This window comes from Bacillus sp. FJAT-27245 (genome assembly GCF_001273955.1).
Classification (GTDB): Bacteria; Bacillota; Bacilli; order Bacillales; family Cytobacillaceae; genus Bacillus_D.
The window spans coordinates 2262235-2287923 of sequence record NZ_LIGI01000001.1; the positions used below are offsets into that span (position 1 = coordinate 2262235).

General features: G+C 49.7%; 26 protein-coding genes. All 26 read left to right on the forward strand.

From position 1 onward, the window contains the following. Nucleotides 1-47 precede the first annotated feature (47 nt). Nucleotides 48-956 carry a 1,2-phenylacetyl-CoA epoxidase subunit PaaA gene (gene paaA, locus ADU24_RS10890; protein WP_053368887.1) on the forward strand — a complete coding sequence of 303 codons (909 nt, stop codon included), beginning with the start codon at nt 48-50 and terminating at the stop codon, nt 954-956. Between the two features lie 51 nt (nt 957-1007). Further along, nucleotides 1008-1382 carry a 1,2-phenylacetyl-CoA epoxidase subunit PaaB gene (gene paaB, locus ADU24_RS10895; RefSeq protein ID WP_053366657.1) on the forward strand — a complete coding sequence of 125 codons (375 nt, stop codon included), beginning with the start codon at nt 1008-1010 and terminating at the stop codon, nt 1380-1382. Beyond that, nucleotides 1351-2172: a 1,2-phenylacetyl-CoA epoxidase subunit PaaC gene (gene paaC / locus ADU24_RS10900; protein WP_053366658.1), complete on the forward strand. Its 822-nt coding sequence runs from the start codon at nt 1351-1353 to the stop codon at nt 2170-2172. The genes paaB and paaC overlap by 32 nt, the downstream gene beginning before the upstream one ends. A 31-nt stretch (nt 2173-2203) precedes the next feature. Next, the gene (gene paaD / locus ADU24_RS10905; protein ID WP_269432227.1) at nt 2204-2710 is read left to right on the forward strand and encodes a 1,2-phenylacetyl-CoA epoxidase subunit PaaD; all 507 of its coding nucleotides are present in this window, start codon (nt 2204-2206) and stop codon (nt 2708-2710) included. A gap of 64 nt (nt 2711-2774) precedes the next feature. Then, complete coding sequence (locus ADU24_RS10910) at nt 2775-3083, forward strand: EthD family reductase (protein WP_053366660.1); 309 nt, start codon at nt 2775-2777, stop codon at nt 3081-3083. After that, nucleotides 3076-3855: an enoyl-CoA hydratase/isomerase family protein gene (locus tag ADU24_RS10915; protein ID WP_053366661.1), complete on the forward strand. Its 780-nt coding sequence runs from the start codon at nt 3076-3078 to the stop codon at nt 3853-3855. The genes ADU24_RS10910 and ADU24_RS10915 overlap by 8 nt, the downstream gene beginning before the upstream one ends. 14 nt (nt 3856-3869) lie before the next feature. Next, a complete protein-coding gene (locus tag ADU24_RS10920; RefSeq protein ID WP_053366662.1) occupies nt 3870-4643 on the forward strand; it encodes an enoyl-CoA hydratase-related protein in 774 nt (257 codons plus the stop codon). A 51-nt stretch (nt 4644-4694) separates the two neighbouring features. Beyond that, complete coding sequence (locus ADU24_RS10925) at nt 4695-6212, forward strand: aldehyde dehydrogenase family protein (protein ID WP_053366663.1); 1518 nt, start codon at nt 4695-4697, stop codon at nt 6210-6212. A 94-nt stretch (nt 6213-6306) separates the two neighbouring features. Next, nucleotides 6307-7167: a 3-hydroxyacyl-CoA dehydrogenase gene (locus tag ADU24_RS10930; protein WP_053366664.1), complete on the forward strand. Its 861-nt coding sequence runs from the start codon at nt 6307-6309 to the stop codon at nt 7165-7167. Nucleotides 7168-7192: 25 nt separating this feature from the next. Continuing rightward, nucleotides 7193-8404 (forward strand): acetyl-CoA C-acyltransferase, encoded by a 1212-nt coding sequence (locus ADU24_RS10935; RefSeq protein WP_053368888.1) that lies wholly within the window; start codon nt 7193-7195, stop codon nt 8402-8404. A 552-nt stretch (nt 8405-8956) separates the two neighbouring features. Beyond that, a complete protein-coding gene (gene paaX, locus ADU24_RS10945; protein ID WP_053366666.1) occupies nt 8957-9832 on the forward strand; it encodes a phenylacetic acid degradation operon negative regulatory protein PaaX in 876 nt (291 codons plus the stop codon). 43 nt (nt 9833-9875) lie between these two features. After that, nucleotides 9876-10826: an NAD(P)H-dependent flavin oxidoreductase gene (locus ADU24_RS10950; protein WP_053366667.1), complete on the forward strand. Its 951-nt coding sequence runs from the start codon at nt 9876-9878 to the stop codon at nt 10824-10826. 276 nt (nt 10827-11102) lie between these two features. Further along, complete coding sequence (locus ADU24_RS10955) at nt 11103-12107, forward strand: ABC transporter substrate-binding protein (protein ID WP_053366668.1); 1005 nt, start codon at nt 11103-11105, stop codon at nt 12105-12107. 94 nt (nt 12108-12201) lie between these two features. Then, the gene (locus ADU24_RS10960; RefSeq protein WP_053368889.1) at nt 12202-13230 is read left to right on the forward strand and encodes an ABC transporter permease; all 1029 of its coding nucleotides are present in this window, start codon (nt 12202-12204) and stop codon (nt 13228-13230) included. Beyond that, nucleotides 13208-14002 carry an ABC transporter ATP-binding protein gene (locus ADU24_RS10965; protein ID WP_053366669.1) on the forward strand — a complete coding sequence of 265 codons (795 nt, stop codon included), beginning with the start codon at nt 13208-13210 and terminating at the stop codon, nt 14000-14002. Before ADU24_RS10960 ends, ADU24_RS10965 begins: the two co-directional genes overlap by 23 nt. A 37-nt stretch (nt 14003-14039) precedes the next feature. Continuing rightward, complete coding sequence (locus ADU24_RS10970; protein ID WP_053366670.1) at nt 14040-14426, forward strand: thioesterase family protein; 387 nt, start codon at nt 14040-14042, stop codon at nt 14424-14426. Nucleotides 14427-14669: 243 nt separating this feature from the next. Further along, nucleotides 14670-15776: a Leu/Phe/Val dehydrogenase gene (locus ADU24_RS10975; RefSeq protein WP_156324685.1), complete on the forward strand. Its 1107-nt coding sequence runs from the start codon at nt 14670-14672 to the stop codon at nt 15774-15776. Between the two features lie 27 nt (nt 15777-15803). After that, nucleotides 15804-16871 (forward strand): pyruvate dehydrogenase (acetyl-transferring) E1 component subunit alpha, encoded by a 1068-nt coding sequence (gene pdhA / locus ADU24_RS10980; protein ID WP_053366672.1) that lies wholly within the window; start codon nt 15804-15806, stop codon nt 16869-16871. A 26-nt stretch (nt 16872-16897) separates the two neighbouring features. Next, nucleotides 16898-17866 (forward strand): alpha-ketoacid dehydrogenase subunit beta, encoded by a 969-nt coding sequence (locus tag ADU24_RS10985; protein WP_053368890.1) that lies wholly within the window; start codon nt 16898-16900, stop codon nt 17864-17866. 12 nt (nt 17867-17878) lie between these two features. Beyond that, entirely contained in the window at nt 17879-19102 is a 1224-nt protein-coding gene (locus ADU24_RS10990) for a dihydrolipoamide acetyltransferase family protein (protein ID WP_053366673.1), read from the forward strand. Continuing rightward, the gene (locus ADU24_RS10995) at nt 19103-20542 is read left to right on the forward strand and encodes a dihydrolipoyl dehydrogenase family protein (RefSeq protein ID WP_053366674.1); all 1440 of its coding nucleotides are present in this window, start codon (nt 19103-19105) and stop codon (nt 20540-20542) included. It abuts the gene before it with no gap. Between the two features lie 61 nt (nt 20543-20603). Continuing rightward, complete coding sequence (gene hppD, locus ADU24_RS11000) at nt 20604-21719, forward strand: 4-hydroxyphenylpyruvate dioxygenase (RefSeq protein WP_053366675.1); 1116 nt, start codon at nt 20604-20606, stop codon at nt 21717-21719. Nucleotides 21720-21746: 27 nt separating this feature from the next. Next, the gene (gene hisC / locus ADU24_RS11005) at nt 21747-22850 is read left to right on the forward strand and encodes a histidinol-phosphate transaminase (protein ID WP_197277501.1); all 1104 of its coding nucleotides are present in this window, start codon (nt 21747-21749) and stop codon (nt 22848-22850) included. A 2-nt stretch (nt 22851-22852) separates the two neighbouring features. Then, the gene (locus ADU24_RS11010) at nt 22853-23482 is read left to right on the forward strand and encodes a flavin reductase family protein (RefSeq protein WP_053366677.1); all 630 of its coding nucleotides are present in this window, start codon (nt 22853-22855) and stop codon (nt 23480-23482) included. Next, entirely contained in the window at nt 23479-24405 is a 927-nt protein-coding gene (locus ADU24_RS11015) for a fumarylacetoacetate hydrolase family protein (RefSeq protein WP_053366678.1), read from the forward strand. Before ADU24_RS11010 ends, ADU24_RS11015 begins: the two co-directional genes overlap by 4 nt. Before the next feature lie 4 nt (nt 24406-24409). Then, on the forward strand, nt 24410-25561 hold the full coding sequence (locus ADU24_RS11020) for a homogentisate 1,2-dioxygenase (protein WP_053366679.1): 1152 nt from the start codon (nt 24410-24412) through the stop codon (nt 25559-25561). Nucleotides 25562-25689 lie beyond the last annotated feature (128 nt).

Here is a 25689-nt window from a genome sequence, read left to right on the forward strand (position 1 = left end):
TGGCGAAGGAAAACCATTTGTCTGAGCAGGAAAAACTCGATCACTTTATGGACCGGATCAATGCCGGCGAGAAAATTGAAGCGGATGACTGGATGCCGGAAGATTACCGGAAAACGCTCATCAAGCTGATTTCCATGCATGGCATTAGCGAAATCATGGGGGCACTGCCTGAAAAGGAATGGGTTCCAAAGGCACCATCCTTAAAAAGGAAACTAGGCATCATGGCCAAAGTACAGGACGAAATGGGCCACGGCCAGCTCCTTCTCCGTGTAGCGGAGGATTTAATGAAGCCATATGGAAAAAACCGCGAATCAATTATGCAAGATTTGTTCAGCGGCGATTTGAAATTCCATAATGTTTTTCACATGGAAGCTCCAACATGGGCCGATGCCGGATTGATCGGCTGGCTTGTTGACGGGGCAGCAATCATCACCCAAACGAATATGCTCGATGCCTCGTACGGACCATATGCCAGGGCGCTGAAAAGGATTTGCGCGGAAGAGGTATTCCACGCCCAGCACGGAGAGTCAATCATCATCGCGCTCGCGGAAGGGACGGATGCCCAAAAAGCGATGATCCAGGATTCACTCAACCGGTGGTGGGACTCTTTGCTTATGTTCTTCGGTCCGGGGGATGCCTCGACGACCGGTACATCAAAGCAGGATATTACGATTAAGTACAAAATCCGCACAAAAACAAATGAAGAGCTGCGCCAGGACTTTTTTACAAAATACATTCCCAGGGTGCTGTCACTCGGTCTGAAGGTTCCCGATGATTCAATGCGCTTTGATGCAACAACAGGAAAGTGGATTTACCGCCAGCCGGACTGGAGCAGATTCAAGGAGATTATCAAAAACAAAGGCCCCAAATCAGAAGACCGCCTAAGGCTCCGGAAGATTTCCTACGAAACAAACGCATGGGTAAGAGAAGCACTAGGAGCCCCGGTACATTCATAGAATTATAATGTTATAGCCTGAAAATCGAAATAGAAGAAAGGAGGGGCGCATTTGCCGGAAAACAGCTTTTACCAGGAATATGAAGTCTTCAGCAAACGGTCCGAAACGTCACCAATCCAATATCAATTTTCACTTCTTGCGCCAAATGAGGAGCTCGCCCTCATAATGGCGCAGGAGAACTTCATGCGCCGTGAACCTGTTGCTGATATCTGGGTAGTAAAAAGGGCGGCCATCCGCAAAATGACCGCGGAGGAAAAGGAAACATTGAAGCGCCTGGACAACAAGGATTACCGGAATACGAAAGGGTATGGGTACTTGAAAAAGAAATGGCGCAAGTATGAACAGGAAATGCTCGATGAAAAGGAAATCATGTCATGGGGAGGCGGGGGKGCACATGTCAATCAAAACACCGGAAATGGCGGCTGACATACAAGGCTACCGGGAAGCGGTCGTCGAACTGCTTTACCAGCTGGCCGATGATGATTTTATTGTCGCCTACAGGGGCTCCGAGTGGCTCGGCCTTGCCCCTCATATCGAGGAAGACGTGGCATTCTCTTCAATCAGCCAGGATACGATGGGCCATGCGGCCATTTTTTACAAGCTGCTAGAAGAGTTGGGCGAGGGAAATTTGGACGATCTGGCCCATGGCCGGCCGGCACGGGAACGAAAAAACGCCATATTGCTGGAGATGGTGAACGGAACAGGAACTTATTTAAATGAGCCGCGTTACGATTGGGCATTTGCCGTTGTCCGCCATTATTTCTATACGGCCGCCAAAAAGAACAAAATGGTATCCCTTATGCGTTCCAGTTATATCCCTCTTGCCGAAGCTGCAGCCAGGGTGAATGTGGAATTGTATTACCACCAGCTCCACTGGAAAACATGGTTCACCCAGCTAATGAATTCGGGCGGGGAGGCAAGGCAACGGATGGAGGCTGCCATGGCCAAAGTTTTTGCCGGATTTGGAGATGTCCTTGCCCTTGGAAGCAAGGAAGGTGAATTCATAAACCATGGGTTGATCGCCACAAGCCAGGAATTGAGGGAACAGTGGATTGCCACGATGGAACCTGTTTTTTCGCAAATCGGTGCATCAGTCCCGGCCGAGTTTGGAATGGCGGGCGGCTCCGGTCGAGATGGGGAGCATACACAGGACCTTGAAGATGCTCTCTCCGTCCTTAGCGAAGTATACAGATTCGACCCTGCGGCAGGTTGGTAACGAAAAAATTCAGGCAAAAGGAATGAATGCTGTGGAAGCGAACAAACCGCAAGAAATACTTTCAAAAGAAACAATTTTGAAAGCGCTTCATTCTGTGATGGACCCTGAAATTCCGTCTGTATCGATTGTCGACCTTGGGATGCTGCATAATGTTATCGTTTCCGGTACAAGGGTGGAAGTGTCCCTAATACCGACCTTCCTTGGCTGCCCGGCCCTGGACATAATTAAAGGAAATACGGTAAAGGCACTCGAAGGAATAGATGGGATTAAAGAGATTGTGGTGAATTTCGTTTACAGCGAGGTTTGGACGACCGACCGGATCTCCGAGGTTGGGCGTTTACGTCTGAAGGAATTCGGGATTGCTCCTCCGCCGCGGCAGCTGGAAGCGGGTGGATGGGAAGTGGATTGCCCATTTTGCAGTTCGCCGTATACGACGCTCGACAATATCTTCGGTCCGACGGCTTGCAGAAGCATCCTGTACTGTCGTTCATGCAAAAATCCTTTCGAGGCAATGAAGCCGGTATCCACCTTGATGTAAGGATATTCTGGGCAAAACCGAATCTTGGATTTGCCCTACTACTAAAATAGAGGAGAGATGAAAAATGATTAAAATGATCGCACTTTACAAGCATCCGGAGAACAAAGAGGCGTTTGACGACCATTATTTTAACACCCACGGGCCCTTAACTGCGAAAATCCCGGGCCTCAAGAAAATGGACGTAACAAGGATCATCGGCAGCCCAATGGGGGGAGAGCCAGCCTATTATTTAATGTGCGAAATGTATTACGAAGACATGGCATCCTTCAAGGCCGCCATGAAGAGCGACGAAGCAAGGGCTTCCGGGAAGGATGTCATGGGTTTTGCCGGCGATCTTGTCACGATGATGATTGGCGAGGAAGTAAATGGGTAGCCAGCCGCGTTTTATTGAAACAAGAACGGAAGGGTCCGTTGCGTTTATCGAGCTGAACCGGCCTGAAGTCTTGAACGCCCTTAACAGGGGCATGGTCGCAGAAATTCTTGCCGCCATGGAAGAATTCGACAGGGCGGAAGAGGTCAAGGCCATTGTCCTGAGCGGAAAGGGGCGCTGCTTTGCCGCCGGGGCTGATATTGATGAAATGGCCGAAGCGGAAGCGATTGAAATGGAACTGCTCAATCAATTTACGGATTGGGACCGTCTTGCGTGGATTAAAAAGCCGATTATTGGCGCGGTCCATGGGTTTGCGCTCGGTGGGGCATTCGAGCTGGCATTATGCTGCGATTTGCTTTTTGCCGCTGAGGACGCGGAGTTCGGCTTTCCTGAAGTGCTTCTCGGAGTAATGCCAGGCGCAGGCGGAACCGTCCGGCTGACAAAGCTTGTCGGGAAAACAAAGGCGATGGAGTGGCTTTTCACAGGGAAGCGTATTTCCGCAAAGGAAGCACGGGACTTCGGACTCGTCAACCAGTTGTTCGCCCGCGAGGCGCTTATGGAGGAAACAGCCCGGTATGCGCGCGAGCTTGCGAAGATGCCGCCGCTATCTGTCCGATTTATTAAGGAATCTGTTCTAAAAGCGATCGACACATCCATATATGAGGGGATGCAGTTCGAACGGAAGAATTTTTCATTATTGTTTTCTTCTGGTGACCAAAAAGAAGGCATGAAGGCATTTATCGAAAAAAGAAAGGCGCAATTCAAAGGCCTTTAAGGAGGGTACATAGCATGTTTGAAACAGCCATTTACGAAGTACGCGGGCAAACCGCATGGATTACCCTTAACCGACCCGATAAGCTGAATGCCTTTACCGCCCAACTGAATAAGGATGTCGCTTCAGCGGTTCGTGCCGCTGCCAAGGACCGTTCCGTCCGGGCCATTGTTATCACCGGTGCAGGGAGGGCGTTTTGTTCCGGACAGGATTTGGGGGACGTGGACGAAAACACGGACTACGGTGATGTCCTCAGACACCGGTACAATCCAATGGTTCTGGAAATTGAAAAGTGTGAAAAGCCGATTGTGGCAGCCGTGAACGGTGTCGCTGCAGGGGCGGGAATGAGCCTTGCCCTCGCATGCGATTTCAGGATTTTATCCGAAAAGGCAAGTTTTATCCAGGCTTTCATTCATGTCGGGCTTCTGCCGGATGCCGGGAACCTCTATTATTTGCCGCGTCTTGTCGGGCATGCAAAAGCGCTTGAACTTGCTGTGCTCGGTGAAAAAATCAGTGCCGAGGAAGCCCTTCGCATCGGCCTCGCAACGAAAGTCGTACAGGTAGAGGAATTTTCCGATGAAACGTCCGCCTTTGCCGACCGGCTTGCGGCGATGCCGACGAAAGCAATCGGCCTGATCAAACGCAACCTGAAAGCAAGCTGGGGATCGGGAATCGAACAGTTCCTGGACAGGGATGCCCAGAGCCAGAGGATTGCGAGCCTGACAGGAGACCATAAAGAAGGAGTTCAGGCATTCCTCGAAAAACGGAAAGCCGTCTTTAAAGGAGAATAACCTTCACTTATTCTATCTCCCTTAAAATCAATCAAAAAAGGAGTTGGAACAATGTCTACAGTAAAAGAGCAAAAATTCGAGACGCTTGCAATGAAGAGGGACCTATACCAGCTGATTATCAATGGTGAGCGTGCCGACAGCCACTCCGGTGAAACATACGCCACCATTAACCCCGCTACAGGCGAGGAAATAGCCCGTGTCGCCAAAGCGTCCATTGAAGACGGGGAACGCGCCGTCCAGGCTGCCAGGGATGCGTTCGATAACGGCAAATGGCGTCGCTCCCCAGTAAATAAACGTTCCAGGACGTTGAATAAAATCGCTTCAATCATGCGTTCGCGGTTTAATGAACTTGTAGAATTGGAGATTCTTGATACTGGGAAATCGATGTCCGCTGCCCAGGGCCAGGTGATGCAGGCAATCGAAGATTTTGAATTTTACGCAGGCGCAATTGTCAGCCACCGAGGCGCGGTCAACAGCATGCCGGGTGCGTTCCAGAATATTACTGAAAAAGAGCCTGTCGGCGTCTGCGCGCAAATCATCCCATGGAACTATCCATTAATGATGGCTGCCTGGAAAATTGCCCCCGCGCTCGCGGTAGGTTGTTCGGTTGTAGTAAAACCGGCTTCCCTCACGCCGCTGACGGCTATTGTCCTTGGGGAAATATGCATTGAAGCAGGAGTTCCGGCTGGCGTCGTCAATATCCTTCCGGGCGCGGGCTCCGAGATTGGCAATTACCTCGTTGAACACCCAAAGGTAGATAAAGTCGCTTTTACCGGTTCGACCCCGATTGGGAAGGATATCATGGCAAAAGCATCCAAGACGCTGAAACGCGTAACACTGGAGCTAGGCGGCAAATCGCCGAATATCGTTTTCGACGATGCCGACATTGACGCCGCAGTCGATGGCTCGCTCTTTGGAATCTTCTATAACAGCGGCCAGTCATGCGAAGCACGCTCAAGGCTTTATGTGCACGAAAACATTTACGATGAATTCATGGAGAAATTTATCGCCAAGACGAAAAAGCTCAAGCTTGGCAATCCTTTTGAAGCTGGCACACACGTCGGCGCAATCATCAGCCGTTCGCAGCTGGAAGTAATTGACGGCTATGTAAAATCGGCGCTTGAAGATGGGGCAGTGGCGGAAACAGGCGGCCGGGAAGCGACAGTTGAAGGCTACGAACAGGGCTACTGGTATGAGCCAACAATTCTGACAAATGTCAATCATGGCATGAAAGCCGTTCGCGAAGAAATTTTCGGGCCGGTTGTTGTTGTAATGAAATTTTCCGATGAGAAAGAAGCAATCAAGCTTGCGAACGACAGTGATTACGGGCTTGGCTCCGCCATCTGGACAAAGGATTACGGCCGGGCCACAAGGGTTTCCAAACAAATCCAGGCCGGCATCGTCATGGTCAACTGTCCATTCTCCGCCTTCCCTGGCACCCCGTTCGGAGGCTATAAGCAATCTGGATTTGGCAGGGAACTGTCCATCGAGACGCTTGATTTGTATACAGAAACAAAGAGCATTATCTCTTACTATGGTCCAAAGCCGTTAAACCCGCTTGGCGTTTAAAGGGTCTGCGCAAAACGTAAATACAATAAGCCGGGCACCTTGAAAAAGGTGCTTGTCGCTGTTTTCAAAAGAGTGAGGAAGGAAGGCGATGCGTATGGAAAACGTCGTTGTCATCGGGTCTGGAGTCATGGGGCGTGGAATTGCTTATGTAAGTGCGGCGGGAGGCTACCGCGTTACTTTAGTGGACATTCGGCAGGAACAGCTTGATGCAGCAAAGGAAGACATCCTGTCCATTTTTGAAGGGGCGAAAAAACGGGGCAAGCTCACTGATATCGAAATGAACGAAGGAATCGCCAGGCTTTCCTATTCAACCGGGCTGGAGGAATCCGCCAAAACAGCCGACCTGATTATTGAAGCTGTGCCAGAGGTTCTTTCGATCAAAAAGGACATTTTTGAAAGGATTGACCGGCATGCTCCGGAAGGCTGTTATTTTGCAACAAATACATCCACGATGAGCCCGACGGAAATCGGTTCATTTACAAACCGGCCGGAAAAGGTCATTGCCATGCATTTTTTCAATCCTGTCCATAAAATGAAGCTTGTTGAAATCATCCGGGGGCTTGAAACGAGCGACGACACAGCGGAGAAAATTAGGCGAGCAGCCGAAAAGATGGGCAAGGAAACGGTTGTCGTCAATGAATTCCCCGGCTTTGTAACGAGCAGGATCAGCGCCCTTGTAGGGAATGAAGCTTTTTATATGCTTCAGGAAGGGGTAGGTAGTCCCGAAGAAATCGATAAAGCTATCCGGCTCGGCTTGAATTACCCGATGGGACCCTTCGAGCTTGGCGACCTTGTCGGCCTTGACACAAGGCTGAACAACCTGAAATATCTTCACGAGAAGCTTGGGGAAAAATACCGTCCCGCCCCGCTGCTGGAGCAATATGTAAAGGCAGGCCGCCTCGGCAGGAAGGCAGGCAGGGGCGTATACGACTATCGCAACAGGACAGAGTCTTAAAATCCGGGGGTAATCTATTTTGAAAATAAGGGAAGCTGTTATTATTGATGCGGTTCGGACGCCAATCGGGAAATACAATGGCGTATTAAAGATGATGAGGCCGGATGACCTTGGTGCAGTTGTCATCAAGGCTCTCGTTGAACGTAATTCCGCTGTAAACCCAATGGAAATCGAAGAAGTGGTATTCGGAAACGCCAATCAGGCGGGGGAGGATAACCGAAATGTCGCCAGGATGTCCGCCCTCCTGGCAGGCCTTCCAGTAGATGTAGCAGGTACGACAATCAATCGCCTTTGCGGTTCGGGCCTTGACGCAGTCAATTATGCGGCAAGGGCCATATTGGCTGGGGAAGGGGACATCTTCATCGCCGGTGGAACGGAAAGCATGACCCGGGCACCTTTTGTAATGGCAAAGCCGGAATCCGGGTTCCCTCGAGGAAATATGGAATTGTTCGACACGACCATCGGCTGGCGGTTCATCAACAAAAAGCTGGAGGAGGGGTTTGGTACCGATAGCATGCCGGAAACAGCCGAAAATGTCGCCAGGGAATACTCAATCGGCAGGCAGGAACAGGATGAATTCGCCTTGCAGAGCCAATTGAAAGCAAAGGCGGCAATGGAAAACGGTGTCTTCCGTGATGAAATTGTACCAGTTCATTACACGGATAAAAAAGGAAATGAAATCATCGTCGAGCAGGACGAACATCCACGCCCGGAGACTGCAATCGAAAAGCTTGCGAAGCTGAAGCCTTTATTCCCTGGTGGAACGGTAACGGCCGGCAATGCATCCGGGGTAAACGATGGCGCATCGGCCCTATTGTTAATGAGCTCGGAAAAGGCGGATGCACTTGGCCTTAAGCCGCTGGCCAAGTACGTTGCTTCGGCGGCCGCGGGGGTAGAACCAAGAGTGATGGGCATCGGCCCGGTTGCCGCAGTGAGAAAGGCGCTGCAAAGGGCAGGGCTGCATCCGGACGATATCGGATTGTGCGAGCTGAATGAGGCATTTGCCTCGCAAGCACTTGCTTGTATAAAGGAAATGGGTATCCCATCTGAAAAAATCAACGTAAACGGCGGAGCCATCGCGTTTGGCCATCCGCTTGGAGCAAGCGGAGCCCGCATCCTGACCACATTGGTACACGAAATGAACAGGCGCAAAACCCGTTACGGCCTTGCGACAATGTGTGTCGGGGTGGGCCAGGGCATCGCCTCGATTGTCGAGCTCCCGGACAATTATTATTGACTTGTCTTGAAAAATCAGAAACAATCGTAGTGGGAAAGTAAAAAGTGGAAGCGCCTTCGTGACAAGTATAAACCGCCTGTCTCTGGGATGTTTATTCTAGGAAACTTTCCTTTGTGTCTCTGCGATGATTAATCAAAGGAGCTCGTTCTTAGTGGTCAGCCCCGACAAGCTTAAGACCACGATCTGTAACAACATTGCATTTCAAGTCATGATTGTTACCAGATAAACAGGATGCTTAATCCGGGTGAAAACTGGCTATGCGCCGATACTTTATAGGATGTTAACATCATCATTGGTTTGGAAGTAAGTTGATTGGAGCGGAGGGCACCGACTCCTGCGGGATGCAGCGGCAAATTGGAGACCCCGCAGGCGCAACCGCCGAGGAGGCTCCACTGACGCCCCGCGGAAAGCGTGTGCCCGGAGCGGAAATCAACCGCAAGGTTACATTAGAATATACAATTTATGATCCTACTTTTTTCTTTTTAATAAATTTCCCCATTTGGAATCGCAATAATATTATTTCCTAAGCATCTTGAAAAGGTGAGCAGAACAGTGAATACGAGATCAATGATTTTTACGCTTTACGGCGACTACATTTCCCACTACGGGAACAAAATTTGGATCGGGAGCCTAATCAGGCTGCTCGAGGAGTTCGGCCATAACAGCCAGGCCGTCCGCGCGGCCATTTCCAGGATGAATAAGCAGGGCTGGGTCCAGGCCGAAAAATCGGGAAACAAAAGCTATTATTCCCTGACTCCCCGCGGCGTAAGGCGGATTGAAGAAGCCGCAAGAAGGATTTTCAAATTAAAACCTGAAGCCTGGGACGGTAAATGGCGGATCCTGATGTATTCCATTCCGGAAGAAATCAGGAATGTAAGGGATGAACTCAGGAAGGAGCTCGTCTGGAGCGGGTTTGGCACACTTTCAAACAGTTCATGGATTTCGGCCAATCCGCTTGAAAACGAAGTGTACGACCTAATCGATAAGTATCAAATCGCCGATTATGTTGATTTTTTCGCAGCGGAATACAAAGGGCCGAAGGAAAATATCCGGCTCGTCGAGAAATGCTGGGATCTCGGGGAAATCAATCATCGGTACCAGGATTTCATCCAGGAATACAGCCAGAAGTACATTATTGGCAAAAATATGATTCTCAAAGGGCATATGTCCGATGCAGAATGTTTTGTCGAGAGAACAAAGCTTGTCCATGAATACAGGAAATTCCTGTTCATTGACCCTGGACTGCCCGAGGAACTGCTTCCGGATAATTGGCTGGGGGGCCATGCTGCATCCTTGTTTTCCGATTATTACAAGGAGCTTGCCGAGCCGGCTTCACGTTTTTTCGAAGAAGTTTTCAAGGAAGGAAATCTGCTTGAGGAACGCGATGAGGATTACGATGTTCTTGAACATCCTTTTATCATCGAGTGAACGGGATACACTATAACGCTTTCTGAACGGAAGGATGGAATTTGTGAATAAGCTAGCAAAACTGCTCGGAATCCGTTTTCCGATTATCCAGGGGGGCATGGGTAATATAAGCAATGCCCAATTGGCCGCCGCCGTCTCGGAAGCCGGAGGACTTGGTACGATAGGCGCGGGAACGATGGAACCTGATGAAGTGGAAACAATGATTATAGAAACAAAGGCGAGAACCAGCCATCCTTTTTGCGTCAATGTACCAATCGGCGTTTCGCCCTACGGGAAGGAGATTCTTTCCCTTGTACTAAAGCATAAAGTTCCGGTTGTTTCATTGTCCGCGGGCAACCCGGCCCCATTCATCCCAAAGCTCCACGGCGAGGGAGTCAAGGTGCTCGCTGTCACCGCATCCGTAAAGCATGCTAGAAATGCGCAAGAAGCAGGCGCGGATGCCATAGTGGCGGAAGGCTACGAAGCAGCCGGAATCAATTCCCCGTTTGAAACTACAACGATGGCGCTCATCCCGCAGGTTGCCAGCGCCGTTGCCGTACCGGTCGTGGCCGCGGGCGGCATCGCCGATGGGCGCGGCCTGGCCGCTGCACTCGCATTAGGGGCAAGCGGCGTCCAGATGGGCACCCGTTTTATTACGGTGAGGGAAGCGCCGTTCCATACTATTTATAAGCAGCTGATTACACATGCCGAAGATACTTCTACCGTCATTGTTGGCAGGGGACTGGGGAGAATCCGTAGGCTCCTTAACACACCATATGCACAAAAGCTCATTGACGAAGAGCGCAAAGGAATAATCCTGGAAGATTTTATCGACATGACCGCCGAATATTATCATAAATTGGGCGCTATTGAAGGAAATTTGGAACATGGATTTTTAAATGCAGGACAAATTGCCGGTTTAATCAAAGACATTCCATCATCCTCTGAACTTCTTCAAAGGATGGTGGAAGAAGCGAGAAAAGCCCTGGAGTCGGCACAAACAGATCTTTTTTGAAGAAAATTCACTTATTAACACTTTAACGCATAAACGGGTTTAAGCGTTAATTTTGCAGGAGAATAAAATTTTCTCTTGCTTTTTTTATTTTATACCAATATAATTTTCAATAATATTCAATTTTTAGAATATTGTTTGACTTGAAAAGATTTTGAATGTTAGTATAACGGTATAAATACGGTGGTGATAGGAAATATCATACGGACATCTCAAGGAAGTTTACATAAAGATTTTCACCCAGCAATGGGTGGCAATTAAAAACAAGGGGGAATTTTTATGAAGAAGCATGTGAAAACCATTTCGATCGCACTTGCCGCGATGATGATGCTCGCGGCATGCGGAAGCAAGGAAGAAACAGGCGGCAAGACTGGTGATGGAGGAGAAAAAGAAAAAGAATACAAAGTGGGCATTTCCCAATTTGCTCCCCATCCATCACTTGACGCCGCAACGGAAGGCTTCAAAAAAGCACTTGAAGACCAAGGGTTGAAAGTGACCTTTGATGACCAGAACGCCCAGGGTGACCAAAACAACACTAGGACAATCGCACAAAACTTTGTCGGCGACAAGGTTGATATGATTTTCGCGAATGCCACTCCTAGCGCCCAGGCGGCTTTGGGTGTAACAACAGATATTCCTATCTTGTTCACCTCCGTGACGGATCCAGTTGGCGCCGGCCTTGTAAAATCATTTGACGAGCCGGGAGAAAATATTACCGGAACGACAGACAACCACCCGGATGCAACCAAAAAGACAATTGATTTCATTACAAACGAAGTAGGCGCGAAGAAAATCGGGATCGTCTACAATTCAGGGGAACAAAACTCCGTCGTCCAGGTAGAGGCTGTTGAAAAACTCGCAAAGGACAATGGCGGTTCATTAGTAAGGGTATCGGTTTCTACCACCGCTGAAGTAAAACAGGCGACTGAATCCCTTGTTGGGCGTGTGGACGCTATTTACATCCCTACGGACAATACAGTTGTTTCCGCGCTTGATACAGTTATCTCTGTCGCCAACAGCAAAAAAATTCCTCTGTTCGTCGGGGAGCTTGACTCCATGAAAAAGGGCGCGGTCGCGGCGAGTGGATTCAGCTACTATGACCTTGGTTATGAAACTGGCCTAATGGCAGCGGAAATTTTAACAGGCAAGAAAAAGGCCTCCGAAATTCCGGTTGCGCTTCCGCAAAGCCTGACGCTAATGATCAACAAGAAGGCAGCGGAAGAACAGGGCCTTGAAGTGAAGGATGAATGGAAGGAAGCCGGGGAGTTTTATGAAGGGGAATAATCCCTGATAACTTTCAAGCTAAGTTGGGGCCGATAATGGCGGGAGCGGTTCACGGACTGCCCCGCCATCCGGCTGGACAGGAAGGATGATGGATGTGTTTACAGCAATATTCGGATCATTTGAATCAGGAATCATCTACGCAATTATGGCGCTTGGTGTCTATTTATCCTTCAGGATCCTTGATTTTCCCGACTTGACGGTTGATGGAAGCTTTGTGACAGGCGCCGCGATTGCGGCAACAATGATCGTGAATGGCTACAATCCATTCGTTGCGACCGTTGCAGCCCTTATCGCCGGTTTTGCCGCGGGCTGTGTGACAGGCATCCTCCATACCGCCGGGAAAATTAATGCGCTTCTGTCAGGAATCCTCGTCATGATTGCCCTTTATTCTATTAATCTTAGGATCATGGGCCGGTCGAATGTGACTCTTCTAAACCAGGATACTTCTTTATCATCTGTTAGCGGCTTTTTTGAAAAGGCGGGCATTGACGCATTCATGAACAATCTTCTTGTCTCACTTGGCCTTGGCGACAGTTTGCCTTCCACATGGGGAATCCTCTTGTTCATGATTGTGGTTACTTTGCTGATCAAGGTTTTTACCGACTGGTTCCTTAAAACGGAAATCGGCCTTGCCGTCCGTGCGACCGGCGACAATAAACGAATGATCAGCAGCTTTTCAGCGAATACAAATCTGCTGATTATCCTTGCCCTTGGAATTTCGAATTCTATGGTCGCCTTTTCGGGGGCCATGATTGCCCAGCAATCGGGATTCGCCGATGTGGGAATGGGAATCGGTATGATCATTATCGGACTCGCCTCGGTCATTATCGGGGAAGCACTCTTTGGCGCAAAAACAATCGCCAGGGCCACTCTTGCGGTTGTAGGCGGGGCGATCATTTACAGGATTGTCGTAACGCTCGCACTGCGGATTGATTTCCTTGATCCGGGCGACATGAAACTGATTACTGCTTTAATTGTCATCATTTCGCTCATTACACCAAAGCTTTTGGGCGGCGCCAAGGAAAAGAAACGGAAAGCAAGAAAGAGGGCGGAAAGGCTTTCGCTCATGAAAACTGTCAAGGCGGGAAAGGGGGATGTCCATGCTTCGCTTAAATCAGATTAATAAGGTTTTCAATGAAGGGACCCCCGATGAAAAAATCGCCATCGACCATGTTGACCTGGAGCTTAAAAGAGGCGATTTCGTCACAGTAATCGGCAGTAACGGGGCAGGCAAATCGACCCTTATGAATATCATCTCAGGCGCTCTTTCGCCAGATATCGGCGAGATTTACCTTGATGGGAAAAATGTCACCAGTATGACGGAATACAACCGTTCGAAGCTGATAGGCCGCGTTTTTCAGGATCCGATGGCCGGGACCGCGCCGAGCATGACGATTGAGGAAAATCTTGCGATGGCGTATTCGAGGAATAAAACAAGGACGTTCAGGCAGGGGGTTACGAAAAAGCGGAGGGAATTGTTCAGGGAAGTGCTTGAATCCCTTCATCTTGGCCTTGAAAACAGGCTAACCGCCAAAGTGGGGCTTCTTTCCGGAGGGGAAAGGCAAGCGCTGTCGCTTTTAATGGCAACTTTTACGGAACCATGTGTTCTTCTATTGGATGAACATACAGCCGCGCTCGATCCATCAAGGGCGGAGCTGATCACAAACCTGACGAAACAAATCATCGGGCAATACGGCCTGACGACGCTTATGGTCACCCACAATATGCAGCAGGCAATCGACCTTGGCAACAGGCTGATTATGATGGATAAAGGGCAAATCATCCTTGAAGTAAATGAAGAAGAAAAGAAAAAGCTTACGATCGAAAGCCTTCTTCAGGAGTTCCAGCGGATTCGCGGCACGCAGATGGCCAATGACCGCGCACTCCTGACGTAATAGTTTTCAGGAATACTGAAGCAGGGAGAACAGAGGTATGAAGCCGGGTATGCGAATTGGCCAGGAGGAAACCATTCAGTTTACGGTTACAAAGGAAATGTTCGCCGAGTTTGGCGGACAGGTTGTCCATCCCGCCTATTCAACCGCCTGGATGGTCTATCATATGGAATGGGCATCGAGGAAGCTTATCCTTCATTTTCTGGAGGATACTGAGGAAGGCATGGGAGCCGAGGTTACTGTCAAACATTTGGCGCCCGGACTTGAAGGCGAAGCGGTTACGGTTACAGCAACGCTTACTTCCATTGAGGGGAATGCGATTGTGGCAGAGGTTAAGGCGTATGGGCCGGACGGACTGATTGGTACAGGTGAAGTAAAACAGAAAATTTTGCCAAAAGTAAAAATTAGCAGTATCCTAAAATCATAGACTATTTAGCGCAACAGCGGCATGACAAAGAAACAGCCTGTTATCGGGTTTGTTTCTTTCTTGCTTTCTAGGGGTTTCGTTTGCTTTAAAGCGGTGAAGCGGTTTGGTTTTTTATTTAGATACATAGCAATTCGCGCCGAACTGATAACCGCCTTTTTTAATAATGCCACTTTGATTTTTCAAATGCCGAAAGGGGAGCCAAAAATGAAAGCGTTACCATTTGCAGGGGGAGACACGAACACAATGGACATTTTCAAAAAAATTGGCGAGCATGAACAGGTCGTTTTTTGCAACGATGAAACAACCGGACTGAAGGCCATCATTGCCATTCACAGCACAAAGCTTGGACCGGCTTTGGGCGGTTGCCGGATGAGGCCGTATTCAAGTACGGAGGAAGCGCTTGAGGATGTCCTTCGCCTGTCAAAAGGAATGACGTATAAGTGCGCCGCGGCAGACGTTGACTTTGGAGGGGGAAAAGCGGTTATCATCGGCGACCCGATGAAGGATAAAAGCCCGGAACTGTTCAGGGCTTTTGGCCAATTTGTCGATTCCCTCAATGGACGTTTTTACACAGGGACTGATATGGGGACGACTCCGTCCGATTTTGTCCATGCAATGAAAGAAACGAATTGCATCGTCGGCGTTGATGAAGCATACGGCGGAAGCGGCGATTCATCGATTCCAACCGCGCAGGGCGTAATTTACGGCATCAAGGCTACAAACAAGGTCACCTGGGGGACGGACCGCCTTTCAGGAAGAAGCTATGCGATCCAGGGCCTGGGAAAAGTCGGGTACAAAGTTGCGGAACGGCTTCTTGAAGAGGGCGCCGACCTTTACGTTACCGATATAAACGAGGAAGCTGTGAACCGCCTCGCCGAACATGCGAAATCGCTTGGCTGCAGCATTAAGGCGGTCGGAAGCAATGAAATCTATTCCCAGGAAGCGGACGTGTTTGTTCCGTGCGCGCTTGGCGGAATTATTAATGATGACACAATTCCTGAGCTCAAATGCCTTGCGGTGGCCGGTTCAGCGAACAACCAGCTGGCCGAGGAAAGGCACGGCCAGATGCTTCAGGCAAAAGGCATTTTGTATGCGCCCGATTATATCGTCAATGCCGGCGGACTCATACAGGTAGCCGACGAATTGTACACGCCGAATAAGGAGCGGGTAATGCAAAAAACGAGGGCTATCTACGACTCCCTGCTCGATATATACCGCCACGCCGCTGAAGATGGCGTGACTACGGTTGAAGCAGCGAACCGTTTCTGTGACTCGAGAATAGAAGCTAGGGTGAGGAGAAACAGTTTCTTCTCCCATCACAGGCGCCCGAAGTGGGCTGTCCGTTCCTAATAATTTGCACCAAGGAGGGCGATAGCAGTGAAAGTTGAATTTCCATTGATTCAAATCATGGACGAACAAGGCAATGTGGCAGAGCCTTCCGCGAGGGATAAAATTACCCGCGACCTTGCCGTGGCGTTTTACAGGCAAATGGCGAGGATCCGCTTGTTTGACAAGAAGGCGGTCAGCCTCCAGCGGCAAGGGCGGATTGGCACCTACGCGCCTTTTGAAGGCCAGGAAGCTTCACAGGTAGGAAGCGCGCTCGCACTTGAAAGCGATGACTGGATGTTTCCGACCTACCGGGAGCATGGAGCGGCTTTCGTGTTTGGGCATTCGCTCCGGAACATCCTTTTATTCTGGAACGGGAGGAACGAAGGCTGTGTGCCGCCGGATGGAAAGAAAATTTTTCCGCCGGGCATCCCAATCGCCACCCAGATTCCTCATGCAGCCGGGGCAGCCCTTGCTGAAAAAATGAAGGGTTCATCATGCGCCGCGATTGCCTATTTTGGCGATGGGGCGACTTCCGAAGGCGATTTCCACGAGGGACTGAACTTTGCGAGCGTCACAAAGGCCCCTGTCGTCTTTTTCAACCAGAATAACGGGTATGCGATTTCGGTTCCGATTGAAAAACAAATGAATTCCGAAACAATTGCCCAGAAAGCGATTGCTTATGGAATCCCCGGCGTCAGGATAGACGGCAATGATGTGTTCGCTGTTTACTTCGAAACATTGAAAGCGCTCGCCCGGGCGCGTAATGGCGAGGGGCCGACATTAATTGAAGCGGTCACATGGAGATACGGAGCCCATACGACAGCGGATGATCCGTCAAAATACAGAGACCAGGCCGAAAGCCATGGCAAACGTGAAAGTATTGACCCGATTCTCCGGCTTGAGCGGTTCCTGAAAAATGAGGGGTACTTTGATGAGGAACTTCTCAAGGCCTTTGAGGAAGAAGCTGCCGCGGAAATTGAAAAAGCGGTCGAAGAAATGGAACAGTTTCCTCCTGCAAACCCGGCGGATATTTTCGATTATGTCTTCGAGAAACCGGTTTGGCCGATTGAAAAGCAAAAGAGGGACTATCTACAGCTGATTGGAGGCGGAAAGTAGTGGATGTTGCTGTAAAAACAAGGACGATGACCATGGTCCAGGCAATTAACGAAGCCCTTGCCGCCATGCTCGAAAAACATGATGAGGTCATTCTTCTTGGTGAAGATATCGGTAAGAATGGAGGGGTTTTCAGGGTAACGGATGGCCTCCAGGAGAGATTTGGCGAGAAAAGGGTCATGGATACACCACTATCCGAGGCTGGGTTTATCGGAGCTGCAATCGGCATGGGCGCGGCGGGKTTCAGGCCAGTTGCCGAAGTTCAGTTTCTTGGCTTCATTTATCCCGCGTATGAACAAATCATGACGCATGCCTCAAGGCTCCGGATGAGGACATTCGGGCATTTCACGGTCCCTATGGTTATCCGCGCCCCATATGGTGCGGGCGTCCGGGCTCCCGAAATCCATTGCGACAGTACGGAAGCACTGTTCACCCATATGCCGGGCATCAAGGTTGTCTGCCCATCTTCGGCTTATGACGCGAAAGGATTGCTGATCGCCTCTATCCTTGATCCGGACCCGGTCCTGTTCCTAGAGCCTATGCACCTGTACCGGTCGGTGAAGGATGAAGTTCCAGAAGGCATTTACGAGATTGAACTTGGTAAAGGAAAGCGGTTGATGGAGGGCGATGATGTAACTGTCATTACATGGGGGGCGATGGTTCCGGTCGCCATGAAAGCTGCGAGGTCCATGGCTGAAAAGGGAATCCATTGCGATGTGATTGATATGAGGACTTTGTATCCTCTTGACCGGGAAATCATTGCCGGATCTGTCCAAAAAACCGGCAGGACTGTCATTGTCCATGAGGCACATGAAACTGGCGGAGTAGGAAATGACATCCTCGCAATCATTAATGACACATCTTTCCTCTATCAAAAAGCGCCGGCAGAAAGGGTTGCCGGTTTTGATACACCGGTCCCATATTTCGGTTTTGAAAACCACTACCTGCCTACACCTAGGCGAGTAGAGGCTGCCATAGAAAAAGTAATCCGTTTTTAGGAGGTGAAATGAATGGAGGTAAAGCTCCATGATATCGGGGAAGGCATGGCCGAAGCGGGAATCAATTGTTTCCTCGTCAAACCGGGGGATTTCGTCAAGGCTGATGACCCCTTAATCGAAGTTCAGACAGATAAAATGGTGGCTGAAATCCCATCTCCGGCAACCGGGATTATCAAGGAATTCAAGGTTGCACCTGGGGATACCGTTACGGTTGGCACGGTTCTTCTCATCCTTGAAGCTGCAGGGAAAACAGCCGGAACCGAAAACAGCGAAGAAACTAGTATTGAAGCCAGGCCGGTACAGGAAAAGGTTCTTCCTCCAAGGAATGAGGCCACCAAACCAACGTACCCGCGCATTTTGGCATCGCCATACACACGTAAGCTGGCCAGGGACAATTCCGTCAAAATTGAGGAAATCACGGGAACCGGCCCCGCTGGCAGGATTCTTGATGAAGATGTATTCAGGTTCATCGAAGAAAGCAAAAATCCAGCAAAGATTAAAGAGCCTGTAGAAATCCGGCAACCTGCCCCGGCTCCTCAAACGGACCAGTCTATTCCATTCAGGGGCAGACGCAGGCAAATCGCCAAAAACCTTCTTCATTCCATCCAGACTATACCTCATTGCACCCATTTTGAAGAAATCGATGTTACAAACCTAATCCAATTCAGAAATGAACTAAAAGAAGCGGGAAAGCCGATTTCGGCTACAGCATTCTTTTTAAAAACACTATCGATTTGCCTGAAGGAATTTCCAATTTTCAACGCAGTTCTCGATGAACAAAAAGAAGAAATCAGGCTGTTGGATGAGCATCATTTTGGCGTTGCCGTTGATACCGAAGACGGGCTGATCGTCCCGGTCATCCGTTCGATCCAAACAAAATCCCTGCCGGAAATAAACAAGGAAATGAAGTCCCTTACCGAAAAGGCATTGAGGAACGAGCTTGTGGTAAGTGACATCCAGGGCGGAACGTTTACAATCAGCAATGTCGGGCCGCTCGGAGGAAGCATCGGCGCAACCCCGATTATTCAGCATCCGCAAGTGGCGCTCGTGTCCTTCCATAAGACAAAAAAGACGCCTGTCGTAAATGACAACGATGAAATCGTCATCCGCTCGATCATGAACGTGTCGATGTCGTTCGACCACAGGGTAGCCGATGGAGCAACCGCCGTAAGATTCACGAACCGCTTTGCCGCCTATATCCAAAATCCGAACATGCTGTTATTGGAGTTACGTTAAATGGTCGTCGGTGAATTGGCCAATCAGGCGGATCTCATCGTAATTGGCGGCGGACCAGGCGGCTACAATGCGGCCATCAGGGCGGCCCAGCTCGGCAGGCAAGTCGTCCTGATTGAAAAAGCGGACATGGGAGGGGTGTGCCTGAATAAAGGCTGCATTCCATCCAAGGTGATAACCGAAGCGGCGAGAAGGCTAGACGATGTAAAAAAGGCATCCATTTTTGGCATAGGAAACGGGGAGGCTAGCATACAATTTGCAAGGCTGCATGAACACCGAAGAAAAACCATTGAAGGTTTACGGGCAGGGGTGGAAGCGCTCTGCAAAGCAAATAAAGTACAGATAATTAAAGGGTCTGCGTTTTTCCTCTCGGATTCAAGAATCGGCGTTGAGGAAGGCGACAATTATGAAGTGTATGAATTCAAAGACGCCATCCTCGCAACGGGGGTACAGCCCGTCCCTAACCCTGCATTCCCTGGTAGCCGAAGACTTCTCAATCAAATGGAGATTTCCTTCCTGGACGAGATTCCTGGACACCTGGCGATTTACGGATCGGACTCTCTTCAGCTTGAAATGGCGATGGCGTACAGGGCGCTCGGTGCGGACGTGACAATTCTTTTTAAAAATGGAGAGGAGCTTCCCTTCGATTCTTCGGTTACGAAAGAACTGGCGCGGATTTTTAAAAAGGAAAAAATCACGATTGTTAAGGATTGTACTGTACAGGAGGTAGCGGACACTGAAGATGGTGTCGAGATTACATTCCATGATCCAGCCGGCGAAAAAGTGCTCGAGGCAACGCATTTCTTTTACAAGGAAAAACAACGGCCAGATACAGCGGGGCTTGGAACGTCAAGGATCGGGATTAAGCATGATGAGGAAGGGTTCATTCTTGCAGATGCCCAATGCCGCACCTCGGTGAAGGGAATCTATGCGATAGGAGATATAACAGGCGGGCCATTCCTTGCCTCGAAAGCGATTAAACAGGGGAAGACGGCAGCTGAAGCAGCCTGCGGGCTTAACCCGGAAGCCGATTTCCGGTTCCTATCTTCGGTATCGTTTACTCGGCCGCCTGTCGCTTCGGCGGGAATGACAGAGGAGGAAGCGGTTTGCGAAAACCTAGATATTAAAACGAGCCAGTTTCCTTTGGCCGGAAACGGGTTCAGCGCCATCACCGGAAAGAGGGATGGTTTTGTAAAAATTGTTTCGGAGCAGGGAACCGACGTGATTCTTGGGATCCATATAATCGGTGAAGGAGCACATGAACTCATTTTCGGCGGAGGCGTTGGCCTTGAAATGGGCGCCAGGGAGGAGGATTTGCACTTCCCAACCTACCCGCATCCAGGGCTGGCGGAAGCGATGCTTGAAGCTGCGGAAGGGCTTGTGGGAAAGGCTATCCACTTAAAACCGCAAAAGGAAAAGAAAACAGGTGCGGTTCATACTTAATAATTCTTACAAACCGGAATCTCTTCCGGTTCAAAAAACATTTATTAGGAGGGTTATTTTTATGCAGGAACAAACAATGAAAATGACTGGGTTGGCAGAAGACTTTTTCCCGGTAAGGGATGTTGATTACCTTGAAATCTATACCGGGAACGCCAAGCAGGCCGCCTACTTTTTCTGCCATGCATTCGGATTCAGGACAGTCGCATATTCCGGGCTTGAGACCGGCAACCGCGAAACAGTTTCCTACGTTCTTCAACAGCGCAATATAAGGCTCGTCATCACTGGCTCGCTCGTTGAAAACAGTGAAGTTTCCGCTTTTGTAAAAAAGCATGGCGACGGCGTCAAGGATGTGGCCCTTCTAGTCGATGATGTCGAGAAAGCTTTTTCCGCGGCTGTGGACCGCGGTGCAATCGCATTGATGGCGCCAACAGACTTCAGCGACGATCATGGTACGATTAAGAAAGCAGTCATCGGAACGTACGGCGACACAATCCATACACTTGTCCAAAGGCAAGGATATACCGGCCCATTCCTGCCAGGATATGAACCATACACGCTGTTCAACCAGGTTCCGGATACCGGACTGATCGGCATTGACCATGTCGTTGGAAATGTAGAGAGCATGAATGAGTGGGTTGAGTATTACGAAAAAGTCATGGGCTTCAAGGAAATGAAGCATTTCTCCGATGAAGACATTTCAACCGAGTATTCGGCACTAATGTCGAAGGTCATGCATAATGGCGGCAGGATCAAGTTCCCGATCAATGAGCCTGCGGAAGGCAAGCGGAAATCGCAAATCCAGGAATACCTTGATTTCTACAACGGCCCTGGTGTACAGCACCTGGCAATCCTGACCGAAGACATCATTTCTACCGTAACTGCCCTGAAAGACAATGGCGTTGAGTTCCTGTCAACACCGGATACGTATTATGAGGAGCTTTCCGCCAGGGTCGGTCAAATCGATGAGGAAATTTCGAAACTCCGTGAATTGAGCATTCTGGTGGACCGCGATGATGAAGGGTACTTGCTGCAAATCTTCACAAAACCAATCGTAGACAGGCCGACATTGTTCATTGAGGTTATCCAGCGCAAGGGCGCAAGGGGATTCGGCGAAGGAAACTTCAAGGCGCTTTTCGAATCAATCGAACGCGAGCAGGCCAGGCGCGGTAACCTTTAAAAACACATCACGAAAGTGGGAATGGGTATGGCAACGATTAAAGCAAGGGATGAACTGGCCTCAGTCATCCCTTACCCACTGGGTCCCCCGCCTGAAACAAAGCAGAATGAGCTGGGGTTTTCCAGGATTATTAGAATGGGAGATAACGAGAATCCATATGGCGCATCACCCAGGGCCCTGGAAGCGGCAAAAAGGGAGCTTGAAATGATCAGCTGCTATCCGGATGGCACCTACTCCAGGCTATATAAGGCATTAAGTGATTTCCACGGACTTCCAGAAGGCTATTTTACTGTCGGAAACGGCTCGGATGAAGTGATTCGCCTGTTAACAAGGGCATTCATTAGCCGAGGGGATGAAGCGGTCATGGCTTCCTGCACGTTTCCGAGGTATAAAACGAATGTTTTGATTGAAGGCGGGGTGCCGGTGGAGGTTCCCCTTGTTGACGGGGCGCATGACCTCGAAGGGATGATGTCAAAGATTAATGGACGAACAAAAATGGTGTTTGTCTGCAACCCAAACAACCCGACAGGAACGATTGTCGAAAAAGATGCGCTTGTTCAATTTATCTCGAATGTCCCAGGGAATGTGCTGATTGTGATTGATGAAGCGTACGTGGAGTATGTCACTCCTGGAGCGATGAATGACGCGAAGGCAATCCTGGATTTGTATCGGAATGTCGTTGTTTTGCGGACTTTTTCAAAAATCCACGGGCTTGCCGGGCTCCGGGTTGGCTACGGGATGATGGACCCTGGAATTGCCGTGGAACTCCAAAAGGTCCGGGACGTATTCAACGTTAACAGAGTTGGCGCGGCTGCAGCGGAAGCCTCCCTTGCAGATAATGCTTTTGTCGCGGCTTCTGCGGTAAAGAACAAGGGGGAACGGGAATACGCCGCCAGCCGCCTTACGGAAATGGGCTTCAAGGTGTTGCCGTCCGAGGCGAATTTCCTGTTTGTATTGTTAAAAGAATCAGCACGCATGGTGGAGGCATCACTCGCCGAAAAAGGGATATTTGTTAAGGCGATTTCGGCACCAGGTTATCAGAATGCGCTTCGTGTCGCTCTAGGATGCAGGGAAGATAATGACCTGTTTCTAGATACAATAAGGACTTTCGCGACGGAAGGGGTGCTCTAGGAATGGAATTTACTCCGGAAAAAATGGACTGGCGCGATGGCTACAAGCTATTGATTGGCTCGATTTTGCCAAGGCCGATTGCCTTTGTTTCCACTGTGAGCAAAGATGGTGTCACCAATGCCGCGCCGTTCAGTTTTTTTACTGTTGTGAGCGCTGAACCGATGCTTGTGTGTTTTTCGCCAATGAGGCGGGGCAGTGACGGGGCAAAAAAAGATACGCTGGTCAATATTGAGGAAACCGGCCAGTTTGTTATCAATATTGTTAGCGAAGAAATAGCGGCACAAATGAACATTTGCGCAACGGAGTACCCGCCCGAAGTTGACGAGCTGGCAGAAGCGGGGCTTACACGCGAACCTTCCGCGGCAGTCCGGCCGCCAAGGATAAAGGAAGCGAAGATCCATTTGGAATGCGTGCTTCACGAGGTCCATCATTACGGGGATAAGCCTGGCGCAGGCAGCCTGGTAATCGGCAAGGTCGTTCATATTCAGGCCGATGACAGCCTGCTGGACAACGGACGGATTCTCGCGGAACAATTGAAGCCAATTGGGCGGATGGCGGGCAATTTGTATACACGGCCGCTTGGTTCCACCTTCGAACTCAAACGGCAGGTAAGGCCGGGTGAAGGAAAATGAGGTTCATTACGTTTTTAAAACCAAATGGGCAGCCTGCCGCCGGCTGGATTTTGGCGGATAGGTTCGCAGTCGATATGAAAGAAGCATCCGGAGGGGACTTGCCTGGCTCAATGGACGAATTTCTTTTACAATCCGAAGCCCACCTTAAAACAGCAAGGTCACTTGAAGTGGACATAGAATCCAAAGGGGTTTATCCAATGGATGCTGTGAAGCTTATGGCGCCGCTACCGAACCCGAAAAGCTTCCGCGACTTCTATGCTTTTGAACAGCATGTGAAAACTGCGAGGAGGAATAGGGGACTGGATATGATCCCGGAATGGTATGAAATGCCTGTTTTTTATTTCTCAAACCACCTGGCCATCAGGGGGACGGAGGAAGAAATAACGAGGCCCAAAGGGTGCGGAAAGCTGGATTATGAGCTGGAAATCGCCTGTATTATCGGGAAGGAAGGGAGCAATATTCGCGCCGAAGATGCCGAGAACCATATTTTCGGCTACTGCATCCTGAACGACTGGAGCGCACGCGATTTTCAGCAGAAGGAAATGAAAGTCGGCCTTGGCCCGGCGAAAGGGAAGGATTTCGCAACATCGATCGGTCCTTGGATTGTTACTTCGGATGAACTTTCCGGACATAAAGCGGGAAAGGGATATGACCTTTCCATGGCCGCCAAAGTAAACGGGGAAGTTTTATCCGAAGGGAATATGAAAGATATTTATTATTCATTCGGTGAAATGATCGAGCGGGCATCGGCCGGCACAACCCTTTACCCTGGTGAACTGATTGGTTCCGGAACTGTGGGGACTGGCTGCATCCTTGAACTGGGCAAGGAGGTGCATCGCTGGCTTGAGCCTGGCGATGTGATTGAACTCGAGATAGAAAAGCTGGGCGTTCTGCGAAATACGATTGTTGGGGAAAAGGGGTGATCACATGTTTTACCGGCAAATGGGGAAAATTCCCCGGAAGAGGCATACAATTTTCAAAAAAGAAGACGGCTCATTATACAGGGAGCAGGTGATGGGGACGAAAGGGTTTTCCGGAACCCAGTCAATCCTTTACCACGAACATATGCCGACAGAGGTTGTCAAGGCGGAAAAGGTTATTCCATTCCTTCCTGATTATGAAGAACAGGGAGCACTTAGGCACAGGCACTTTTTTACACCCGAAATAAAGAAAACGGGCGATGCGCTTGATGCAAGGGAATATTTAATGGGGAACAGCGATTTATTGATTGGCACGGCAAATGTCGTCCGGTCAATGGAAAGCTATTACCGGAACGGCGATGGCGATGAGATGCTGTTCATCCACTATGGCACGGGAAAGCTTGAAACGATGTTTGGAACGATTACGTACAGGCGCGGCGATTACCTTGTTATCCCAATTGGGACGATATACAGGCTGATTCCCGATGCGGACACAAAAATTCTTTTCCTGGAATCGTTCTCACAACTGACGACTCCGAGGCGTTACCGGAATGAATACGGCCAGCTGCTTGAACACAGCCCCTTTTGCGAGCGCGATTTAAGAGGGCCCGAAACGCTTGAAACGCATTCCGGAAAAGGTGAATTCGAGGTCCTGACCAAAACGCGGGGCTTCCTGCATCAGCATATCCTTGGCCACCATCCGTTCGATGTCGTTGGCTGGGATGGCTATTTGTATCCGTGGGCATTCAATATTGAAGATTTTGAACCGATCACCGGACGGATCCACCAACCGCCGCCAGTGCACCAGACTTTTGAAGGACATAATTTCGTAGTCTGTTCCTTCGTGCCGCGGCTTTATGATTACCATCCTGAAGCAATTCCTGCTCCGTACTTCCACAGCAATGTCAACAGTGATGAAATGCTGTATTATGTGGAAGGAAATTTCATGAGCCGGAAGGGCATCAAGGAAGGATCAATCAGCCTTCACCCAAGCGGCATACCGCATGGGCCGCATCCGGGCAAAACCGAGGCAAGCATCGGCAAAAAAGAAACGCTTGAGCTTGCCGTCATGATCGACACATTCCGCCCGCTCAGTATTTTCAAGCCGGCTGGGGAAATTGAGGATAAAGGCTATATGTATTCGTGGACAGGTGGATGAATGAGAGGTAGAGAGATTCATAATTTTAAAAGAAGGCCGGGGGAGCACCGGTCTTCTTTGTTCGATTTTGAAAGAAATCGCAAAAGAAGGCACCCATTTTAGAGGGCACCTTCTCCTGATAACACACC

Excerpts from the sequence above, each read along its gene's own strand:
- ADU24_RS10990 (WP_053366673.1), top strand. The coding sequence starts at position 17,879 with ATGGAGGTAAAGCTCCATGATATCGGGGAAGGCATGGCCGAAGCGGGA.
- ADU24_RS10970 (WP_053366670.1), top strand. The coding sequence starts at position 14,040 with ATGAAGCCGGGTATGCGAATTGGCCAGGAGGAAACCATTCAGTTTACG.
- ADU24_RS10975 (WP_156324685.1), top strand. The coding sequence starts at position 14,670 with ATGGACATTTTCAAAAAAATTGGCGAGCATGAACAGGTCGTTTTTTGC.
- ADU24_RS10910 (WP_053366660.1), top strand. The coding sequence starts at position 2,775 with ATGATTAAAATGATCGCACTTTACAAGCATCCGGAGAACAAAGAGGCG.
- ADU24_RS10920 (WP_053366662.1), top strand. The coding sequence starts at position 3,870 with ATGTTTGAAACAGCCATTTACGAAGTACGCGGGCAAACCGCATGGATT.
- ADU24_RS11010 (WP_053366677.1), top strand. The coding sequence starts at position 22,853 with ATGGAATTTACTCCGGAAAAAATGGACTGGCGCGATGGCTACAAGCTA.
- ADU24_RS11015 (WP_053366678.1), top strand. The coding sequence starts at position 23,479 with ATGAGGTTCATTACGTTTTTAAAACCAAATGGGCAGCCTGCCGCCGGC.
- ADU24_RS10955 (WP_053366668.1), top strand. The coding sequence starts at position 11,103 with ATGAAGAAGCATGTGAAAACCATTTCGATCGCACTTGCCGCGATGATG.
- ADU24_RS10915 (WP_053366661.1), top strand. The coding sequence starts at position 3,076 with ATGGGTAGCCAGCCGCGTTTTATTGAAACAAGAACGGAAGGGTCCGTT.
- paaA (WP_053368887.1), top strand. The coding sequence starts at position 48 with ATGGACCGGATCAATGCCGGCGAGAAAATTGAAGCGGATGACTGGATG.
- ADU24_RS10995 (WP_053366674.1), top strand. The coding sequence starts at position 19,103 with ATGGTCGTCGGTGAATTGGCCAATCAGGCGGATCTCATCGTAATTGGC.
- paaC (WP_053366658.1), top strand. The coding sequence starts at position 1,351 with ATGTCAATCAAAACACCGGAAATGGCGGCTGACATACAAGGCTACCGG.
- ADU24_RS10930 (WP_053366664.1), top strand. The coding sequence starts at position 6,307 with ATGGAAAACGTCGTTGTCATCGGGTCTGGAGTCATGGGGCGTGGAATT.
- ADU24_RS10925 (WP_053366663.1), top strand. The coding sequence starts at position 4,695 with ATGTCTACAGTAAAAGAGCAAAAATTCGAGACGCTTGCAATGAAGAGG.
- ADU24_RS11020 (WP_053366679.1), top strand. The coding sequence starts at position 24,410 with ATGTTTTACCGGCAAATGGGGAAAATTCCCCGGAAGAGGCATACAATT.
- hisC (WP_197277501.1), top strand. The coding sequence starts at position 21,747 with ATGGCAACGATTAAAGCAAGGGATGAACTGGCCTCAGTCATCCCTTAC.
- hppD (WP_053366675.1), top strand. The coding sequence starts at position 20,604 with ATGCAGGAACAAACAATGAAAATGACTGGGTTGGCAGAAGACTTTTTC.
- ADU24_RS10965 (WP_053366669.1), top strand. The coding sequence starts at position 13,208 with ATGCTTCGCTTAAATCAGATTAATAAGGTTTTCAATGAAGGGACCCCC.